General features: G+C 73.3%; 14 protein-coding genes. 7 read left to right on the plus strand and 7 right to left on the minus strand.

All coding sequences use genetic code 11. The annotated features are described in order from the left end of the window. Positions 1-20: 20 nt before the first annotated feature. Both ACGFW6_RS28760 and ACGFW6_RS28765 read right to left on the minus strand, forming a co-directional pair. A complete protein-coding gene (locus tag ACGFW6_RS28760) occupies positions 21-1,370 on the minus strand; it encodes an MFS transporter (RefSeq protein ID WP_393515890.1) in 1,350 nt (449 codons plus the stop codon). Continuing rightward, on the minus strand, positions 1,367-1,954 hold the full coding sequence (locus ACGFW6_RS28765) for a TetR/AcrR family transcriptional regulator (RefSeq protein ID WP_393515893.1): 588 nt from the start codon (positions 1,952-1,954) through the stop codon (positions 1,367-1,369). The genes ACGFW6_RS28760 and ACGFW6_RS28765 overlap by 4 nt, the downstream gene beginning before the upstream one ends. 86 nt (positions 1,955-2,040) lie before the next feature. Here ACGFW6_RS28765 and ACGFW6_RS28770 point away from each other — a divergent pair, with 86 nt between their 5' ends. Both ACGFW6_RS28770 and ACGFW6_RS28775 read left to right on the plus strand, forming a co-directional pair. Next, positions 2,041-2,484: a PPOX class F420-dependent oxidoreductase gene (locus ACGFW6_RS28770; protein WP_393515896.1), complete on the plus strand. Its 444-nt coding sequence runs from the start codon at positions 2,041-2,043 to the stop codon at positions 2,482-2,484. A 101-nt stretch (positions 2,485-2,585) separates the two neighbouring features. Further along, positions 2,586-2,996, plus strand: a complete 411-nt coding sequence (locus ACGFW6_RS28775) for a VOC family protein (protein WP_393515899.1) — start codon at positions 2,586-2,588, stop codon at positions 2,994-2,996. A gap of 3 nt (positions 2,997-2,999) precedes the next feature. Here the strand turns inward: ACGFW6_RS28775 and ACGFW6_RS28780 are convergent, their stop codons facing one another. From ACGFW6_RS28780 to ACGFW6_RS28790, 3 genes are all read right to left on the minus strand, one after another. Further along, positions 3,000-4,166: a glycosyltransferase gene (locus ACGFW6_RS28780; protein ID WP_393515902.1), complete on the minus strand. Its 1,167-nt coding sequence runs from the start codon at positions 4,164-4,166 to the stop codon at positions 3,000-3,002. Positions 4,167-4,329: 163 nt separating this feature from the next. Continuing rightward, positions 4,330-5,724 carry a nucleotide sugar dehydrogenase gene (locus ACGFW6_RS28785; RefSeq protein WP_393515905.1) on the minus strand — a complete coding sequence of 465 codons (1,395 nt, stop codon included), beginning with the start codon at positions 5,722-5,724 and terminating at the stop codon, positions 4,330-4,332. A 6-nt stretch (positions 5,725-5,730) separates the two neighbouring features. After that, complete coding sequence (locus ACGFW6_RS28790) at positions 5,731-7,191, minus strand: glycosyltransferase family 4 protein (protein ID WP_393515908.1); 1,461 nt, start codon at positions 7,189-7,191, stop codon at positions 5,731-5,733. 150 nt (positions 7,192-7,341) lie between these two features. On the opposite strand from ACGFW6_RS28790, the gene wecB reads away from it, so the two are divergent. Genes wecB through ACGFW6_RS28810 form a run of 4 tightly spaced genes read left to right on the plus strand, consistent with a single transcriptional unit; the run spans position 7,342 to position 13,058 of the window. Beyond that, complete coding sequence (wecB, locus tag ACGFW6_RS28795; RefSeq protein ID WP_393515911.1) at positions 7,342-8,430, plus strand: non-hydrolyzing UDP-N-acetylglucosamine 2-epimerase; 1,089 nt, start codon at positions 7,342-7,344, stop codon at positions 8,428-8,430. After that, positions 8,423-9,070 (plus strand): class I SAM-dependent methyltransferase, encoded by a 648-nt coding sequence (locus tag ACGFW6_RS28800; protein ID WP_393515914.1) that lies wholly within the window; start codon positions 8,423-8,425, stop codon positions 9,068-9,070. The genes wecB and ACGFW6_RS28800 overlap by 8 nt, the downstream gene beginning before the upstream one ends. Beyond that, positions 9,070-10,878, plus strand: coding sequence for a hypothetical protein (locus ACGFW6_RS28805; RefSeq protein WP_393515917.1), 1,809 nt, complete (start codon positions 9,070-9,072; stop codon positions 10,876-10,878). The genes ACGFW6_RS28800 and ACGFW6_RS28805 overlap by 1 nt, the downstream gene beginning before the upstream one ends. Next, a complete protein-coding gene (locus tag ACGFW6_RS28810) occupies positions 10,875-13,058 on the plus strand; it encodes a glycosyltransferase (protein WP_393515920.1) in 2,184 nt (727 codons plus the stop codon). The genes ACGFW6_RS28805 and ACGFW6_RS28810 overlap by 4 nt, the downstream gene beginning before the upstream one ends. 50 nt (positions 13,059-13,108) lie before the next feature. On the opposite strand, the gene ACGFW6_RS28815 is transcribed toward ACGFW6_RS28810, so the two are convergent. Together ACGFW6_RS28815 and ACGFW6_RS28820 are read right to left on the minus strand one after the other, a co-directional pair. Beyond that, positions 13,109-14,449: an MFS transporter gene (locus ACGFW6_RS28815; protein ID WP_393515923.1), complete on the minus strand. Its 1,341-nt coding sequence runs from the start codon at positions 14,447-14,449 to the stop codon at positions 13,109-13,111. 225 nt (positions 14,450-14,674) lie between these two features. Then, a complete protein-coding gene (locus ACGFW6_RS28820; RefSeq protein ID WP_393515926.1) occupies positions 14,675-15,340 on the minus strand; it encodes a TetR/AcrR family transcriptional regulator in 666 nt (221 codons plus the stop codon). A 171-nt stretch (positions 15,341-15,511) separates the two neighbouring features. Here ACGFW6_RS28820 and ACGFW6_RS28825 point away from each other — a divergent pair, with 171 nt between their 5' ends. After that, entirely contained in the window at positions 15,512-16,408 is an 897-nt protein-coding gene (locus ACGFW6_RS28825; RefSeq protein WP_393515929.1) for a shikimate dehydrogenase, read from the plus strand. Positions 16,409-16,472 lie beyond the last annotated feature (64 nt).

Below are 16,472 nucleotides of genomic sequence, written 5' to 3' on the forward strand. Positions count from 1 at the left end.
CGCCGGAACAGCCTCTGACCTCATCGTTGCGCAGGAACACGTGTACGGTCCTTCGAATCGCCATGATCGTTCATGCTCGGGTCCGGTCGACCGGGCAGCGTACGGCCCGGTAGAGCTCCGGCCAGGGCGAGGGCGGCGAGGACGATCAGCGGCCGGCCGGGGTCGCCGCCGGTGCCGAGGATTGCGGACGCGACGGCCACGCCCAGCACCGGACCGACGTTCATCGCGGTCTGCTGGAGCCCGCCCGCGACCCCGGCCGACGCGACGGCCGCTTCCCGTACGACGACATGGGTCGCCGCCACCATCACCGTGCCGAAACCGGCCCCCACCAGGGCGAACGCCGTGCACAGCAGGGGGATGGCCGACGTGCGGGACAGGAGGAGGATGCCGAGCGCGAGCAGCGTCAGCGCCGTCACGGTCGTACGGCGGGCACCGACCCGGCGCAGCAGCACCGCGCACGTGGGCGCCGCCGCCACCATCAGCGCGGCCAGCGGCAGGCTGACCAGCGCGCTGCGGAACGGGTCCAGACCGAGGGTGTCCTGCAGCAGGAACGTTCCCGCGAACAGTGCCCCGGACAGCGCCGCCGACGCGGCCACCAGTACGCCGAGCGCCGAGCGCACCGCCGCCGGGCGCATCACGTCCGGCGGCAGCAGCGGGCTCGCGGTACGGCGCTCGTGCCGGACGAACGCGGCGCCGGAGACCACGGCCGTCGCGGCGGTCCAGGGCCGGCCCGGCAGTCCCACGAGGGCGTGCACGAGGCAGGCGAGAGCGAGCGCGAGCAGGAGGGCGCCGGGGATGTCGAGCCGGGCGGGGGAGGACGTGCGCGGGGATCGTACGGTCAGGGCGAGCGTGCCGAGGACGAGGGCCGGGACGACGTTCAGCAGGAACACGATCCGCCAGCCCGGTCCCGCCACCAGCGCGCCGCCCAGCAGGGGCCCGACGGCGGCCGACACCCCGATCGCCGCCGTCCGCACGGCGATCGGCGTCCGCAGCCGGTCCGGCGGGAACGCCGCCCGCAGGATCCCGAGCGTGGCCGGTTGCAGCAGCGCCCCGAACACCCCCTGCACCACCCGCAGTCCGATCACCCAGCCGACGTCGGGCGCGAGCGCGATGCCCGCCGACGCCGCCGCGAAGCCGAGCATGCCGATGCCGAAGAGACGATGGTGGCCGTACCGGTCGCCGAGTCGTCCGGCGAACACCAACAGGCTCGCCACCGCGATGAGATAGCCGGTTCCGGTCCACTGGACCTGGGCGAAGGAGGCGCCGAGGTCGCGCTGGAGAGCGGGCTGGGCGACGGTCAGCACGGTGCCGTCGAGCGCGACGATCACCGTTCCTACGACGCTGCTCGCAAGGGTGAGGCGCTGGTTCATCCGTCCTCCGGACCGAGATGGGCGTCCAGGACCGCACGCAGCAGCGGTGCGAAGTCCTCGGCTCCGGTGGCGAGTTGCAGGCTGCCCCAGCCCCACAGCTGGGCGATGCCGTGCAGGCCCGCCCACAGAGCGCCCGCGACGAGACGCGGGTCGGCGTCGGGGCGCACCCGGCCGACCAGGTCCACCAACCGCGCGAAGAGCGGGAGACTGGTGTCCCGCAGCCCCAGGTGACCGCTCTCCAGCAGATCGTGACGGAACATCAGCTCGTACATCCCGGGGTTGCCGAGCGCGAACTCCAGATAGGCCCAGCCCAGTTCGGTCAGCTGCTCCCGTGGCGGTGCGCCGCCGTCCCCGGTCACCGCCGACACCCGCGCCCCCAGCTCCTCGAAGCCGCGGCGCGCGATGGCCGACAGGAGCTCCAGGTGGGTGGGGAAGTAGCGGCGCGGCGCGCCGTGCGAGACGCCGGCCCGGCGGGCGATCTCCCGCAGGGTGAGCGCCTGGACGCCCTCGCGCGCCACGAGCTCGACGCCGACGTCGACCAGTCGTGCGCGCAACCCCGTGTCCGATGCTTCGAATGCCTGCATAGACACTGTCTACCATGATCGCGTAGACAGTGTCTACGTCGGATTTCGCGGGAATGAGCACCCCGCACGCCAGGGTTGACTCAGACATGACTCAGGACGCCACCCACAACGCACTGCTCGCGCTCCTCGCCGAGAGCCACGGCGGGGTGCTGGTCACCCTGAAACGCGACGGCCGGCCGCAGCTGTCGAACGTCAGCCACGCCTACTACCCCGACGAGCGGACCCTCCGCGTCTCGATCACCGACGACCGCGCCAAGACCCGCAATCTGCGACGCGACCCGAGGGCGTCGTACCACGTCACGACCTCCGACCGATGGGCGTACGCGGTCGCCGAGGGCACGGCCGACCTGTCGCCGGTCGCGCAGGACCCCTACGACGCGACGGTCGAGGAACTCGTGCGCCTCTACCGGGACGTCCAGGGCGAACACCCCGACTGGGACGACTTCCGGGCCACGATGGTGCGGGACCGGCGGCTCGTGCTGCGGCTGCGCGTGGAGCGGGCGTACGGCGTCCCGAAGAGCGGGGCCTAGGGCGCGGGGCGCAGGCCTCATGACCGATGGTCCCGGCTCGTGTGAGCCGCCTACGCTGCCGGTGGATCGACACAGCCCCTGACGCCCCACGGAGGGTCACCATGCCGGTCGACGGCCGCAGTCACATCCGGATCGCCCGTCCGTCCCGGGACCTGGCCGCGGCGGAGCGCTTCTGGGCCGGCGGGCTCGGACTCGACGTCGTCTGGCGGGCGGTGGGCGGCCCCGAACCCGGCGAGCACGACCTGCTGATGCTCGGCTGGCCGGAGGCAGGCTGGCACCTGGAACTGGTCCACGAGCCCGCCCGCCCCGTCGAGCCCCGGCCGACGGAGGAGGACCTCCTCGTGGTCTACGTCGACGGGCCCGTGCCGGACGACCTGGTCGCCGGGCTGGAGGAGCACGGCGGCAAGCGGGTCCCGTCGCCCAACCCCTACTGGAACGAGTGGGGCGTCACGATCGAGGACCCGGACGGGTACCGGCTCGTGCTGTGCCGGCGCGGCTGGTCCAACGCCTAGAGGTCAGACGGTCCGGGCACTGTCGCGGGCGACCGGGGCGGCGGGTCCGTCGTCCCCGGCCGCGGACGCCTCCTTCACCCACGACTCCAGACACATCACGAACTCGGTCGCCCCGTCGGCCCAGTTGAGGTCGGCCCTAGCCGCCTCCCAGCCCCGGGCCGCCGCCCGGCGCCGCATCGCCCGGTCGGTGCGCAGATGCCGTACGGCCCTGGCGGCGGTGGCCGGGTCCTCGTAGGGGACGACGAGACCGCAGCCGTAGCGTTCGACCAGCTCGGCCGCGAGCGGGGTGGGGGTGGTGACCACGGGGACGCCGTGCGCCATGTACTCGACGGCCTTGGTGGGCCGCGAATGACGGTAGTTGGGCTGGTCCCGCAGCAGGGACAGACCGGCCAGACTGCCCGAGAGCAGCCCGAGGGCACGGTCGTTGGGCAGATAGCCGTGCCAGCGCAGTACGCCGTCCCGGTCGGCCTCGGCGAGCGGGCCCCGCATGTCGGGGTCGGCCGCGCCGATCACCTCGACCCGGATGTCCGGCGCCAGCAGCCGTGCCGTCTCGATCAGCTCCGGCGCGCCGCGGGCCCGCGACAGATGACCGAGGTAGACCACCCGGTCGTCGCCGGGCGGCTCGGGCGGCTCGGGCGGCACCGTCGCGAGGTTGGCCACCACGGGATGCGACCGGCGAAAGCGCCGCTGGTAGGCGTCCTCGGCGAGCAGCAGCCGCAGGTGCCGCTCCGCCAGCCGTTCCGCCGTCCGTACGGCGAGCCGCAGCGGCGGCCGCAGCGGCCGGGGCAGCCAGCGCTTCATCACCAGCGCCGCCGCCGTGTCCTCGTGCACGTCCCACACGGTGACCGGAACCCGGCCACCGCGCCGCCAGCGGCGCATCGTGCCGGGCAGGGCGAGCAGCAGCTCCGGGTCGTGCAGCAGGACCGCGTCGACCTGGGGGCCGCGTTCGGCCAGCAGCGTGCGCGCCGCGCGCAGTGCCGCCCGGCGGTCCCGTCCGACCGCGCGTGGCAGGTCCACGCCCTCGACGTTCTGCCGCGGCGACGTCCGACGTGCCGCGAAGGGGGCGGCGTACACGATCCGGTGGCCGTGCTCCAGCAGGGCGGCGATCTCCCGGTGCAGGATCCGCGCGTCCTCGGGGTGGTGGACGACGGTGACGACGAGTATCCGCATGAGAGCACGCAACCTTTCGACTGCCCCGAGAACCACGGACCCGGCAGTGACGGATCCGAGAACGACGGCACCGGCCGGCGACGGCCCCCGGGATCAGGGATCTGGGAACGACGGATCCCGGACCCGGGGGCCCGCGCCGGGCGGACCGGAGAGAATCAGGCGGTCACAGCACCTCGACCCCGGGCCGGAAGATCCGCCCGCGCGTGTCGAACAGCAGCCGGGCCGCGTCGCCGAGGGCCGGCAGGTCGTAGTCCGAGTGGTCCTGGAGCAGCACCGTCAGATCGTGCTCGCGCACCGCCGCCATGACGTCGGTGACACGCGGGATGCTCTCCCCGTCCACGGACCACAGCGGCACATGCGGATCGTGGAAGGAGATCTCCGCCTCCCGCTCCCGCAGCAGCCGCGCCACCGGCACCGCCGGCGACTCCCGCTGGTCCGCCACGTCCGGCTTGTAGGTGACGCCGAGCAGCAGGATCCGCGACCCGTGCAGCGGCCGCCCGGCCGTGTTGAGGAGGTCCTGGGCGCGCCGCACCACGTACTCCGGCATCCGCCGGTTGATCTCCTGGGCGAGCTCCACGAACCGGAACTCGTAGCCCAGGGACGAACGCACCTTGTACGACAGGTAGTTGGGGTCGATGGGGATGCAGTGTCCGCCGACGCCGGGGGAGGGCCGGAACGCCTGGAAGCCGAACGGCTTGGTGCCGGCGCAGCGGATCGCGTCCCACAGGTCGACGTGCAACTCGTGGCTGATCACGGCCAGTTCGTTGACCAGGGCGATGTTCACGTGCCGGTAGGTGTTCTCCAGCAGCTTGGCCATCTCGGCCTCGCGGGTGCCCTTCGCCTGGACGACGGTGTCGACGAGCTTGCCGTAGAAGGCGACCGCGCGCGCCGCGCACGACGGGGTGCAGCCACCGACCACCTTGGGCGTGGTGCGCAGGCCGTGCGCGGTGTTGCCCGGGTCGATCCGCTCCGGCGAGAACGCCAGCGCGAAGTCCTGGCCGGCCCGCAGTCCCGACTCCTCGAGGATCGGCCGGACGATCTCCTCGGTGGTCCCGGGATACGTGGTCGACTCCAGCACCACCAGCTGACCGGGGCGCAGCCGTCCCGCCACCGTTCTCGTGGCCGAGGTGACCGCGCCGAGGTCGGGCCCGCCGTCCTTGCCGAGCGGGGTCGGCACGCAGATGACGATCGCCTGCGCACGGGCCAGGCTCGCGTCGTCCGTGGACGCCGCGAAACCGGCCGCCCGCATCCGGCGGACGTCGTCGTCGGAGACGTCGTCGACATGGGAGTGCCCGGTGTTCAGCGCCTCCACGACCCGTGGATCGCGGTCCAGGCCCAGGACCCTCAGGCCGATCGACGCGGCCTCGCGCGCCAGCGGCAGTCCGACGTAGCCGAGCCCGATCACCGCGAGTTCCACGTGGTCGGGCCGTTCTGTCTCCCCGAGCGGCACGCTCTCGGCGAGCCGGTTGTTCTTGCCGGGCGTGCTCTCGGGGAGCGGTCGTCTTTCCCCGAGGGGTTCGCTCGCTTCCCCGAGTGGTCCGTTCTCTTCGGCCTGCATAGGGACTCACCCCGCATCAAGGCTGCCAAGGGCGCGGTACGCCTCACGGGTTGTGGCGGCGACCCGCTTCCAGGTGCGGTCACGCGCGACTCTCGCGCGGGCTGCTGCTCCCCACTCAGCACGCCGATTTCGACTGTAAAGGAGTATTTCCAGCTCATCAGCCCAGGAATGTGCCGATTCAGCCCTGATTAGCCTCCCGTTCACCTCCGGTTCGACCAGTTCCCGGAGCGCCGGGAGATCGCTCGCGACCACCGGAACACCGCTCGCCATCGCCTCGACCGGCTTGAGCGGGGTCACCAGCCGGCAGACCCGTTCATCGGTCCGCGGTACCGCGAACACGTCCAACACGGCGTGGAAGTCGCGGACTTGGGCGTGCGGCACCCGGCCGGTGAACAGCGCGGTCCCGTCGTCCAGGCCGAGCCGGGCCGCCAGCCGCTCCAGCGCCGGGCGCTGCGGACCGTCGCCGACGATCAACAGCCGCAGCGGCATTCCACGCCGCCGCAGCTCATCACCCGCATGGAGCAATGTGCCGATCCCCTCGTGCGGGGCGAGGGTGCCGACCGTGCCCACGACGAACTCGTCCGGCGCGATGCCGAGGCGGGCCCGCACGGGTGCCCCGTCCGGCGGTGGGGCGAGGAAGGCGTCGTCCACGGCGTTGGGCACGATCAGCACCCGTTCCCGCGGCACTCCCCGGTCCACGATCTCGGCCTTCATCGCCTCGCCCAGCGTCAGCACCAGATCGGCCTCGCGCATGCACTGCGTCTCCAGGGCGCGCCGCGTCCGGTACGTCTCGTCGTCCCTGCTGCGGCCCGGCGCCTGCGTCAGCCAGGTCTCCTCCAGGAAGCCCCGTACCTCGTAGACCACCGGCAGCCCGTAGGTCTCCCGCAGGGCGAGCGCCACGCGCCCGTTGCCGTGGTCGCTGGCGGCGTGCAGCACGGCGGGCCGCAGCCGGTCCACCAACCGGGCGGCCAGCTCGGCGTTGAGCGCGAGCGAGGCGGCCTGGCCGTACGGCAGCCACGGGGGCAGCAGCCGGTGCTGCGGGACCCCGCCCACGTGCTGCTTCGGGCGGGCGTCCAGCACTCCGCCGGTCACGGGGAAGCCGATCCGGGTCACGACGTGCGGGTCGAGCCCGGCCGCGAGCTGGGCCTCGGCGAGCTTCTGCGTGCGCACGGTGTAACCGGCGTGCCGGAACGGCAGCCCGTTGGTGACCAGATGGAGCACCCGCCCGGGGACGGGACGGTACGGCAGTCCCCAGGGTGCGGGCACCCGAGCGGCCGAAGGCGTCGCCGCCGGCCCCGCGGCACGGGCGCGCACCGCCAGCCGCTGTTCGATCGGCCCCAGCCGCCGCCGCGCCGGCCCCGGCAGCAGGCGTACGGCGAGCAGCGCGGCCCGCAACGGATCCTGGCGCAGTTCGCCGACGGCCACCGAGGCCGCCAGCGACAGAGCAAGTGGAACATTTCGGAACATAAAGTCAAAGTAGAGCCAGCACCGAGCAACGGCCCACCCACCGTCACCGTCCCCAGGACACCGGCCGCGAGGGAGCCGAACGGGCGCGCCGTCTCGACACCGGCTGAGGACGCCGCGCAGGCGACCGAGCCATCGAACGCGGAGGCAACCATGAACGGCTGCGTACTCCATGTGGTCGGCACCCGGCCGAACTTCGTCAAGGCGGCGCCGGTCGTCGCGGCACTGGGCGCGGCAGGCTGCGCGCAGGTGCTCGTCCACACCGGACAGCACTACGACGAACGGATGTCGGACATCTTCTTCCGGCAACTCGGCCTGCCCGAACCCGACACCGACCTCGGCGTCGGCTCCGGCACCCACGCCCGCCAGACCGCCGACCTCCTGGTGGCCCTGGAGGGCGAGCTGACCGCCCGCGCACCCGCCCTCGTCACGGTCTACGGCGACGTGAACTCGACGCTCGCCGCCGCGCTGGCCGCCGCCAAACTGGGCATCCCCGTGGCGCACGTGGAGGCCGGCCTGCGCAGCTTCGACATGACGATGCCGGAAGAGGTCAACCGGCGTCTGGTCGACCAGCTCGCCCGGCTGCTCTTCGCCACCAGCCCCGAGGCCGTCGGCCACCTCGCCCGCGAGGGTGTCGCCACCGAGCGGGTGCACCTCGTCGGCAACCCCATGATCGACACCCTGCTCACCCATATGGAGCAGTTCGACGCCGCGAGCGCGCGCACCGCCCGAGGACTGCCCGAGCGCTACGGCGTCGTCACCCTGCACCGGCCCGCCAACGTCGACGACCCGGAGGCCGCCGCGGCCGCCGCCCGCGTCCTGACCGAGGCCGCCCGCCATCTCGACCTCGCCGTACCGCTGCACCCGCGCGGCCGGGCCGCGCTGCGGGCGGCCGGCCTCGCCGACGCGCCCGGCATCCACCTCCTCGACCCGCTCGGCTACGTCGAGTTCATGAGCCTGGTGCGCGGAGCCGCCGTCGTGATCACCGACTCCGGCGGCGTGCAGGAGGAGACGACCGTCCTGGGCGTCCCCTGCCTGACCCTGCGCACCACCACCGAACGCCCGGTCACCGTCACCCACGGCACCAACCGGCTGGTCCGGCACGGGGAACTCGTGCCCGCGCTGCGCAAGCTGCTGGACGGCGCGGGAGCCGCACCCCCCGAGGGACCGCCCCTGTGGGACGGCCGGGCCGGCGCCCGGATCGCCCGCGTGATCACCGGGTGGCTGGAGCGCCATGGCTGACGCGACGACGACCCACGAGGACACCCGGGCCTACTGGGAGACCCGCCACCGCGAGCACGACGAGCTCGCCTCCGGCGGACACATCGGACTCGACCGCCCCGGCAACGAACTCTTCTACGCCCAGCGGCTCGGCACCCTGCTCTCCCTCGTCGGCGACCTGTCCAGCCCCGCCGCCCCGCTGTTCGTGCTGGACGCCGGCTGCGGCAAGGGCCACTTCGCCCGCGCCCTGGCCCGCTGCGGCCACCGGGTCGACGCCTTCGACACCAGCCGGACCGCCGTCGACCACGCCCGCGCCGAGGGTGGCGGCCCCCGCTACGACGTCGCCGCGCTCGACGAGTGGCGGGCTCCCTGGCCGTACGACATCGTCGTCTGCGTGGACGTCCTGTTCCACGTGCTCGACGACGAGGAGTGGGCGGCCGGGCTGCGCAACCTCGCCTCCCTCGTCCGCGTCGCCGGCCGGCTGATCGTCACCGACGAGGACACCGCCCACCGCACCCCCCGCGGTGCCCGCATCGTGCACCGCCCGCTCACCGCCTACCGCGCCGAACTGGAGCCGCTCGGACTGCGGCACACGCTCTCCAGGCCGTACGGCTTCCGGGAGAACCGAGTCGGCTTCCACGTCTTCACGAGGACCCGCTGATGCGTCTGACCGATCTGCTCCATCCGCACCTGGACACCGTCACCACGGTGGTGGACGCGACCGGCGGCGGACTGCGCCTGGAGCCCTATCTGCACCTGCCGCCGGGTGTCGCCCTGCGCGCCGACGACGAACGGCCCGTCATCGAGGGCGAGTTGGCCCTCCTGTCCTTCGGGCCGCGTCCCGAACTGCACGGCGGCGAGGACGCCCTGCGCGCCGTGCTGGCCCGGATGCGGCCCGGTGCCCGCGGACTGATCGTCTTCGGGCACGGCGGCTCCGAGCTCCCCTACCACCGGCTCCTGGACGACCTGGTCGGCCACCGCTGCCAGGTCCTGCGCGCCGCCCCCCTCGACTACGTCCATCTGCACGCGGGCGCGGTCATCGCCCGCACCGACGAACTCCTGCCACCGCACGACTTCTTCGGCCGGCCCGTGCCGTCCGACGGCTACGCCACCGCACTGCGGATCGCCGACGAGTACGTCTTCGCCGACCTCGCCTCCCGCTCCCTGCGCGCCCGGGTGCTCGACCTGGAAACGGCCGCGGAGGACGCGGAACGCACCCGGGAGGCGGCAGGGCAGGACGCCCTCGCCGACCGGCTCGCCGCCGCCGTACGGGAGAAGGAACAGCTCGCCGGCGCGCTCAGAGCCGCCCGGGACCGGGTCGACGTCCTTCAGGCACGGGTGGCCATGCTGGAGGGCTCGACCTCGCTGCGGGTGGGCAAGGCACTGGTGTCGGCCGCGCGCTCGCCGAAGCGGGGCGCGGCGCGGCTGCCCGGAGAGCTGTACGGACTGTGGCGCGGGCGCCGGCAGGGACCCGGGCGGGCACCCGACGGCGCCCCCAGACCCCAGGCCGAGCCGGAGCCGCAGCTCGACGGCCGTCAGCATCTCGCCCACCGCGCCCTGACCGCGGCGCCCCGCGACCGCCTCGTGGTCGCCGGCGTGCTCACCCCCGCCACCGCCGCGGACCTCGCGGCGGACGCCGTGGTCAACGCGCTGCTGCCGCACGACGGCCGCCTCCTCGTGCAGCGCACCGACCCCGATGTGCTCGTCGTGCAGCTCAGTGCCTGCACCGGCGAGGGACCCTGGTGGCTCACCGGCACCGGACTCGCCCCCGACCTGGATCGCACCCTCGCCGAACTGCTCGCCGAGCAGCGGGTGCTGGGCCGGACCTCCGTGCTGTGGCGGGACGGCCCCGCCTCCGCCGCGCCCGGCCTCACCCGGCTCGCCTGGGACGCCGTCCTCGACGCCGACCCCGGCGTACGGCTCGCCCGGCTCGACCCGGCGACCGAGGGCAGGGAACGGCTGCGCGAGATCTTCCGCGCCGACAGCACCCGGGTACGGCTCTCGCAGCTCGCCCGGCTGGCCGATGCCCCGGACCCGCTGGACGAGCGGCGCGTCGCCGTGCTCGCCGAGCCACGGGACGGTACCGACGTCGCCCGGCTCGTCGGCCAGGTGCTCGGCCAGCTGCACCGCCCCGCCGAGGTCGTCGTACCCGACCCGGAGGGCCTGGACGAACTGACCGCGGCCGGGGTGACGGTACGCCGGGGCCGGCCCCTGGCGCCCTGGGTCGCCGACTGGACGGACCTCTCCGAGGACCGGCCCGACACCCTGCTGCTGGACCTGATGTGCGCCCAGGAGTACTCCGGCGCCGACGCGGTGGGCCACACGCCGACCGCCGACGACTACGTCTTCGTACCGTCGCTGCGGCCGCTGCTGGTGCGCCGGTCGCTGCACCTGTCCGGTACGGAGCCCGGCAGTTGGGCCGGCCGGGGACACCGACTGTTCGCCGTGCGCGGGAAGGAGCCGTCATGAGCCGTACCCTGCGGGCGCTCGTCTACGGCGACGTCGACCTCAACCTCATCGACGGCTCCGCCGTCTGGGCCCAGTCGACGGTGCAGGCACTGTCGCGGGCGGGCTGCGACACCCGGCTCGTCCTCAAGGCGCCGGTCCGCACCGGCCGGCTGACCGATCCGCTGGCCGAGCTGCCCCGGGTCGGCCTGGTGTCCCCGCACGAGGAGCGGCTGCTGCCGGGGCTCGCCGACCGGCCGATGTCGCCGGTGCAGGCCTCCCAGGTGCTGGCCCGGCTCGACGAGGACGAGCCCTGCGACCTGCTGGTGCTGCGGGGCCGGCGGCTGGTCACCCGGATCGTCGCCGACGGCGTCTTCGACGGGCGGATCTGGGCCTACCTCACCGACATCCCGCAGTCCGCGAGCGAGATGACCGAGGCGGCCCGCGCGGACCTCGTCCGCATCGCCGAGGCATCGCACCGACTGCTCTGCCAGACCGAGGAGTTGCGCTGCTTCCTGGAGACCTGGGTGCCCGAGGCCTGCGGCAAGTGCGTGCTCAGCCCGCCCGCCGTGCCCGAGCCCGGCTTCCCGGTGCCGGACCGGGACACCCCGCACGATCCGCTCCGGCTCGTCTACACCGGCAAGTTCGCACCCCGCTGGAACACCCTGCCCATGACCCGGCTGCCGCAGCTGCTCGCCGAACGCGGCGTCGCCGCCGAACTGCACACCGTCGGCGACAAGATCCACGACGACCCGGGACATCCCGACTTCCAGGCCGACATGACGCGTGCGCTGGCCGGCACGCCCGGCGTCGTCCATCACGGCGGGCAGTCGCGCGAGGAGGCCATGCGCATCGCCGCCGACTGCGACGTCGGCCTCGGCTGGCGCGACCCGGTGCTCGACTCCAGCCTCGAACTGTCCACCAAGGTCCTGGAGTTCGGCGCGCTGGGCCTGCCCGTGGTCCTCAACCGCACCCCGGCGCACGAGGCACTGCTCGGCACCGACTATCCGCTGTTCGTGCCGGGACGCGCCGGACTCGACGACGCCGCCGAGGCGCTGGCCCGGGTCGCCCGCGAACCGGAGTCACGGCGTCTGGCGGCCGACCGCTGCCGCGCGGCGGCACGGCAGTACACCCTGGACGGAGCGTCCGCCCGCTGGCGCGCCCACCTCGACCGCGCCTTCCCCACCGCGCCCACCGGGGTGACGGACCGCGGGCGCCCGCTGCGCGTCGGCGTCGCCGGGCACGACCTGAAGTTCCTCACCCGGCTGCTCGACCACTTCCGCTCGACCCCCGGTCTGGAGGTCCGCGTCGACGCCTGGCCGGCGCTGGCCCGCCACGACCCGGACGCCAGCCGTGAACTCGCCGACTGGGCGGACGTGGTGGTCGTGGAGTGGTGCGGCCCGGCCGCCGTCTGGTACAGCCGCCACAAGCGGCGCGGCAGCCGGCTGATCGTACGGCTGCACCGCTTCGAACTGGACGCCGGCTGGCCCCGCCAGGTCGACATCGACGCCGTCGACCGGGTGGTGTGCGTCAGCCCGTACTACGCCCGCCGCACCCGTGAGCACACCGGCTGGCCCGCCTCGAAGGTCGTGGTCGTGCCCAACTGGGTGGACACCGACCAGCTCGACCGGCCGAAGGCGCCGGGCGCCCACCGCCGCCTCGGCATGATCGGCATCGCACCCAGCCGCAAACGCCTCGACCTCGGCCTCGACGTGCTGGAGGCGCTGCGCGCCCGGGACAAGCGCTGGCACCTGTCGGTCAAGTCCAAGCCGCCGTGGGAGTACTGGTGGATCTGGAACAAGCCCGAGGAGCGTGAACACTACGAGGGCGTGCTGCGCCGGATGCAGACCTCGCCGCTGCTCGAGGGCGCCGTCGTCTTCGACACCTTCGGGCCGGACGTGGCGGGCTGGCTGCGCCGCGTCGGGCATGTGCTGTCCACCAGCGACGACGAGAGCTTCCACCTCGCGCCCGCCGAGGGCATGGCCTCCGGCGCCGTCCCCTCACTGCTGCCGTGGCCCGGCGCGGACGAGATCTACGACCGGCGCTGGATCCACGACACCCCCGAGGCGATGGCCGAGGCGATCGCCGTGCTGGAGGAGGACGACTGGCAGGCGGCCGGGGAGCTGGCCCGGGTGCAGGTGAGGGAGGGGTTCTCGCTGGACCGGGTGGCCGAGACCTGGACGGAGCTGTTGTGCGCGCCGTGATGTGAACCGCGGGTCCCCGGCGCCCTCGCGGCGTCCGGGGACCCGGTGTCTCAGGCCGTCACCTTCGCCGGCTGCGCGGCCTGCCCGACCGCCCGCTCACCCAGCCGCTCCGTCGGGACCTTCGCCGTCTCGCGGGCGGACAGCGCGGCCACGACCGGCGGCACGCACAGGGCGGCCGTGAACAGGGCCACCGCCGACCAGTCGTCGCCGTCCGGGCCGGCGATCTGTGCGGCGAAGGTGACCGCGAAACCGGCGACCGCGAAACCGATCTGGGTGCCGATGGCCATGCCGGACAGCCGGACCCGGGTGGAGAACATCTCGCCGTAGAAGGAGGGCCACACGCCGTTCGCGGCGCTGTAGACCACCCCGAAGGCGACGATGCCCAGGAGCAGGGTCAGCGGGTAGGAGCCGGTCGAGATCGCCCACAGGTACAGGAACATCGTCACCGCGCTGCCGGCCGCGCCGATCAGGAACACCGGGCGGCGGCCGATGCGGTCCGACAGGGTCGCCCACAGCGGGATCGCGCCGAGCGCGACCAGGTTGGCGAGGGCGCCCACCCACAGCATCGAGGACCTGTCCATCCCGACCGAGTCACTGGTGGCGTACGACAGCGCCCACACCGTGAAGATCGTGCTGACCGAGGCGACCAGCGCACCGCCGATCACCCGCAGCACATCCGCCCAGTGCTCCCGCATCAGCACCGCCAGGGGCAGCTTGACGACGCCCTCGGTGGCGGCCTGCTGCTCGAAGGCCGGGGTCTCGTCGAGTTTGCGGCGGATGACATAGCCGACGACGGCGACCGCGACGCTCATCCAGAACGGCACCCGCCAGCCCCACGACATCAGCTGCTCCTCGGGCAGCGCGGCGATCGGGATGAAGACCAGCGTGGCCAGCAACTGCCCGCCCTGTGTACCGCTCAGCGTGAAGCTGGTGAAGAAACCGCGCCGGTGCGGTGGCGCGTGTTCCAGGGTCATGGAGTTGGCGCTGGCCTGCTCTCCAGCCGCCGAGATGCCCTGCAGGACCCGGCACAGCACCAGCAGGACCGGCGCGAGGGTGCCGACCTGGTCCCGGGTGGGCAGACAGCCGATCAGGAACGTCGAGACGCCCATCAGGATCAGCGTGAAGACCATGATCTTCTTGCGGCCCAGCCGGTCGCCGAAGTGACCGAGGAACAGCGCGCCCACCGGCCGGGCCGCGTACGCCACACCGAACGTGGCCAGCGACAGCAGGGTGGCCGTCGCCGGGTCGGACTCGTCGAAGAAGACCTCCGGGAAGATCAGCGCGGCCGCGCTGCCGTAGATGAAGAAGTCGTAGTACTCCAGGGCGCTGCCGATCCAGGCGGCCGTGGCCGCCTTCCGCGGCTGGCCGGCGTGCGTGTCGGGGACGGACACAGGGGTGCTCCTTCGAGGGAACTCCACCTTATGGGGAGTGTGTGCAGAGGAGGGGCGAGGCGCCGGATCCCTGGGGTGACGGGTCGGCCGCGCCGGGAGCTACCCGGCTAATTAACCCACTGGATAGTTAGTAGCGGATGGCTAGGGATGTTGCGCCGACGTTTCCCGGGTGTCAAGAGGTGCCGCCGAAGGATCTTGTCGTCGGGGTCCGCGGACCGGGTGCGGTCAGTCCCCGGCGCGCGGCGCCGTCAGATAGGCGATGACCATGTCGCCGAGCATCGAGCGGTAATACGCGCGTCGGCCGGGATCCACCAGGTCACGGCCGAACAGGGCGCCGAAGGTGTGCCGGTTGGAGACCCGGAAGAAGCAGTAGGAACTGATCATCGCGTGCAGGTCGACGGCGTCGACGTCGGCCGTGAACAGGCCGGACTCCTGCCCCGACTCCAGGATCCGGCGGATCACGTCCAGGGCGGGCGAGCCGATCCTGCCGAGCTTCTCGGAGGCAGCGATGTGCTCGGCCCCGTGGATGTTCTCGATGCTGACCAGGCGGATGAAGTCGGGGTGCTGCTCATGGTGGTCGAAGGTCAGCTCGGCCAGCCGGCGGATCGCGGCGACCGGGTCCAGGTGCTCGACGTCGAGCTGCTGCTCGGCCTCCCGGATCACGCCGTACGCCCGCTCCAGTACGGCCGTGAAGAGCTGCTCCTTGCCGCCGAAGTAGTAGTAGATCATCCGCTTCGTGGTGCGGGTGCGGGCGGCGATCTCGTCCACGCGGGCGCCGTCGTAGCCGGCGCGGGCGAACTCCTGCGTCGCGACGTCGAGGATCTCGGCCTGGGTGCGGGCGGCGTCGCGGATCCGCCCGTTGGTGCGTGCCGGCTCTTCGACGCTGGTCATCGGCTTCCTTCGGCCAGGGGCGGGAGCCCTCCGGTGGCCCACCCGCGTGCCGGTGATTGTAGAAGCCCGCCCGCCCCGCGTGCCGGGACAGGTCTTCACAAGCGCCTGCGACGCCTGCTATGACTAACTCACCAGTTCGTACATTAGTGAGCCGCTCAGGAGGTCCCACCGGTGGCCAAGGACACCAAGGACTCGTATCTCGTCGGGCTGATCGGCTCCGGCATCGGCCCCTCGCTCAGCCCGGCCCTGCACGAGCGCGAGGCCGCCCGGCAGGGCCTGCGGTATCTGTACCGGCTGATCGACATCGACCCGCTCGGCGTCCCGCCCGAGGCCGTCGGCGACCTGGTGCGGGCCGCCCGTGACCTGGGCTTCGACGGGCTGAACATCACCCACCCCTGCAAGCAGCTCGTCCTCGGGCACCTGGACGGGCTCGCCCCGCAGGCCCAGGCCCTGGGCGCGGTCAACACCGTCGTCTTCGAGGACGGCCGGGCCGTCGGTCACAACACCGACGTCACGGGCTTCGCCGCCTCCTTCGCGCGCGGGCTGCCCGACGTACCGCTGGAGCGGGTCGTGCAGCTGGGCGCCGGGGGAGCGGGCGCGGCCGTCGCGCACGCCATGCTGACCCTCGGCGCCGGACGGGTCACCGTCGTCGACGCGCTCGACGAACGGGCCGCGGGTCTCGCCGGGGCGCTGAACCGGCACTTCGGTCCGGGGCGGGCCGCAGCGGCCGCGCCGGATCAGCTCGCCCGGCTGCTCGGCGCGGCGGACGGGGTCGTGCACGCCACGCCCACCGGCATGGCCGCCCACCCCGGGCTGCCCTTCGCCGCCGAGCTGCTGCATCCCGGGTTGTGGGTCGCCGAGGTGGTCTACCGGCCGCTGGAGACGGAGCTGCTGCGCACCGCGCGTGCGGTGGGCTGCGCCGTACTGGACGGGGGCGGGATGGCCGTGTTCCAGGCCGCGGACGCGTTTCGGCTGTTCACCGGGTGTGAGCCGGACAGCACGCGGATGCTCGCGGACATCACGGAGCTGGCCGGTGACGTCGAGAGCCCGGTGGGCAAGGCGGTATGACCTCTGCGGGCCGCCCCGGGCCGGTCGCGCAGTTCCCCGCGTCCCTCACGGGGCGCTGTAGTGC

The organism is Streptomyces sp. Y7 (assembly GCF_043195415.1).
Lineage (GTDB): Bacteria > Actinomycetota > Actinomycetes > Streptomycetales > Streptomycetaceae > Streptomyces.

Bases quoted from the DNA above. Each gene is read 5' to 3' on its own strand.
- ACGFW6_RS28760 (WP_393515890.1), bottom strand. From the start codon at position 1,370: ATGAACCAGCGCCTCACCCTTGCGAGCAGCGTCGTAGGAACGGTGATC.
- ACGFW6_RS28765 (WP_393515893.1), bottom strand. From the start codon at position 1,954: ATGCAGGCATTCGAAGCATCGGACACGGGGTTGCGCGCACGACTGGTC.
- ACGFW6_RS28770 (WP_393515896.1), top strand. From the start codon at position 2,041: ATGACTCAGGACGCCACCCACAACGCACTGCTCGCGCTCCTCGCCGAG.
- ACGFW6_RS28775 (WP_393515899.1), top strand. From the start codon at position 2,586: ATGCCGGTCGACGGCCGCAGTCACATCCGGATCGCCCGTCCGTCCCGG.
- ACGFW6_RS28780 (WP_393515902.1), bottom strand. From the start codon at position 4,166: ATGCGGATACTCGTCGTCACCGTCGTCCACCACCCCGAGGACGCGCGG.
- ACGFW6_RS28785 (WP_393515905.1), bottom strand. From the start codon at position 5,724: ATGCAGGCCGAAGAGAACGGACCACTCGGGGAAGCGAGCGAACCCCTC.
- ACGFW6_RS28790 (WP_393515908.1), bottom strand. From the start codon at position 7,191: ATGTTCCGAAATGTTCCACTTGCTCTGTCGCTGGCGGCCTCGGTGGCC.
- wecB (WP_393515911.1), top strand. From the start codon at position 7,342: ATGAACGGCTGCGTACTCCATGTGGTCGGCACCCGGCCGAACTTCGTC.
- ACGFW6_RS28800 (WP_393515914.1), top strand. From the start codon at position 8,423: ATGGCTGACGCGACGACGACCCACGAGGACACCCGGGCCTACTGGGAG.
- ACGFW6_RS28805 (WP_393515917.1), top strand. From the start codon at position 9,070: ATGCGTCTGACCGATCTGCTCCATCCGCACCTGGACACCGTCACCACG.
- ACGFW6_RS28810 (WP_393515920.1), top strand. From the start codon at position 10,875: ATGAGCCGTACCCTGCGGGCGCTCGTCTACGGCGACGTCGACCTCAAC.
- ACGFW6_RS28820 (WP_393515926.1), bottom strand. From the start codon at position 15,340: ATGACCAGCGTCGAAGAGCCGGCACGCACCAACGGGCGGATCCGCGAC.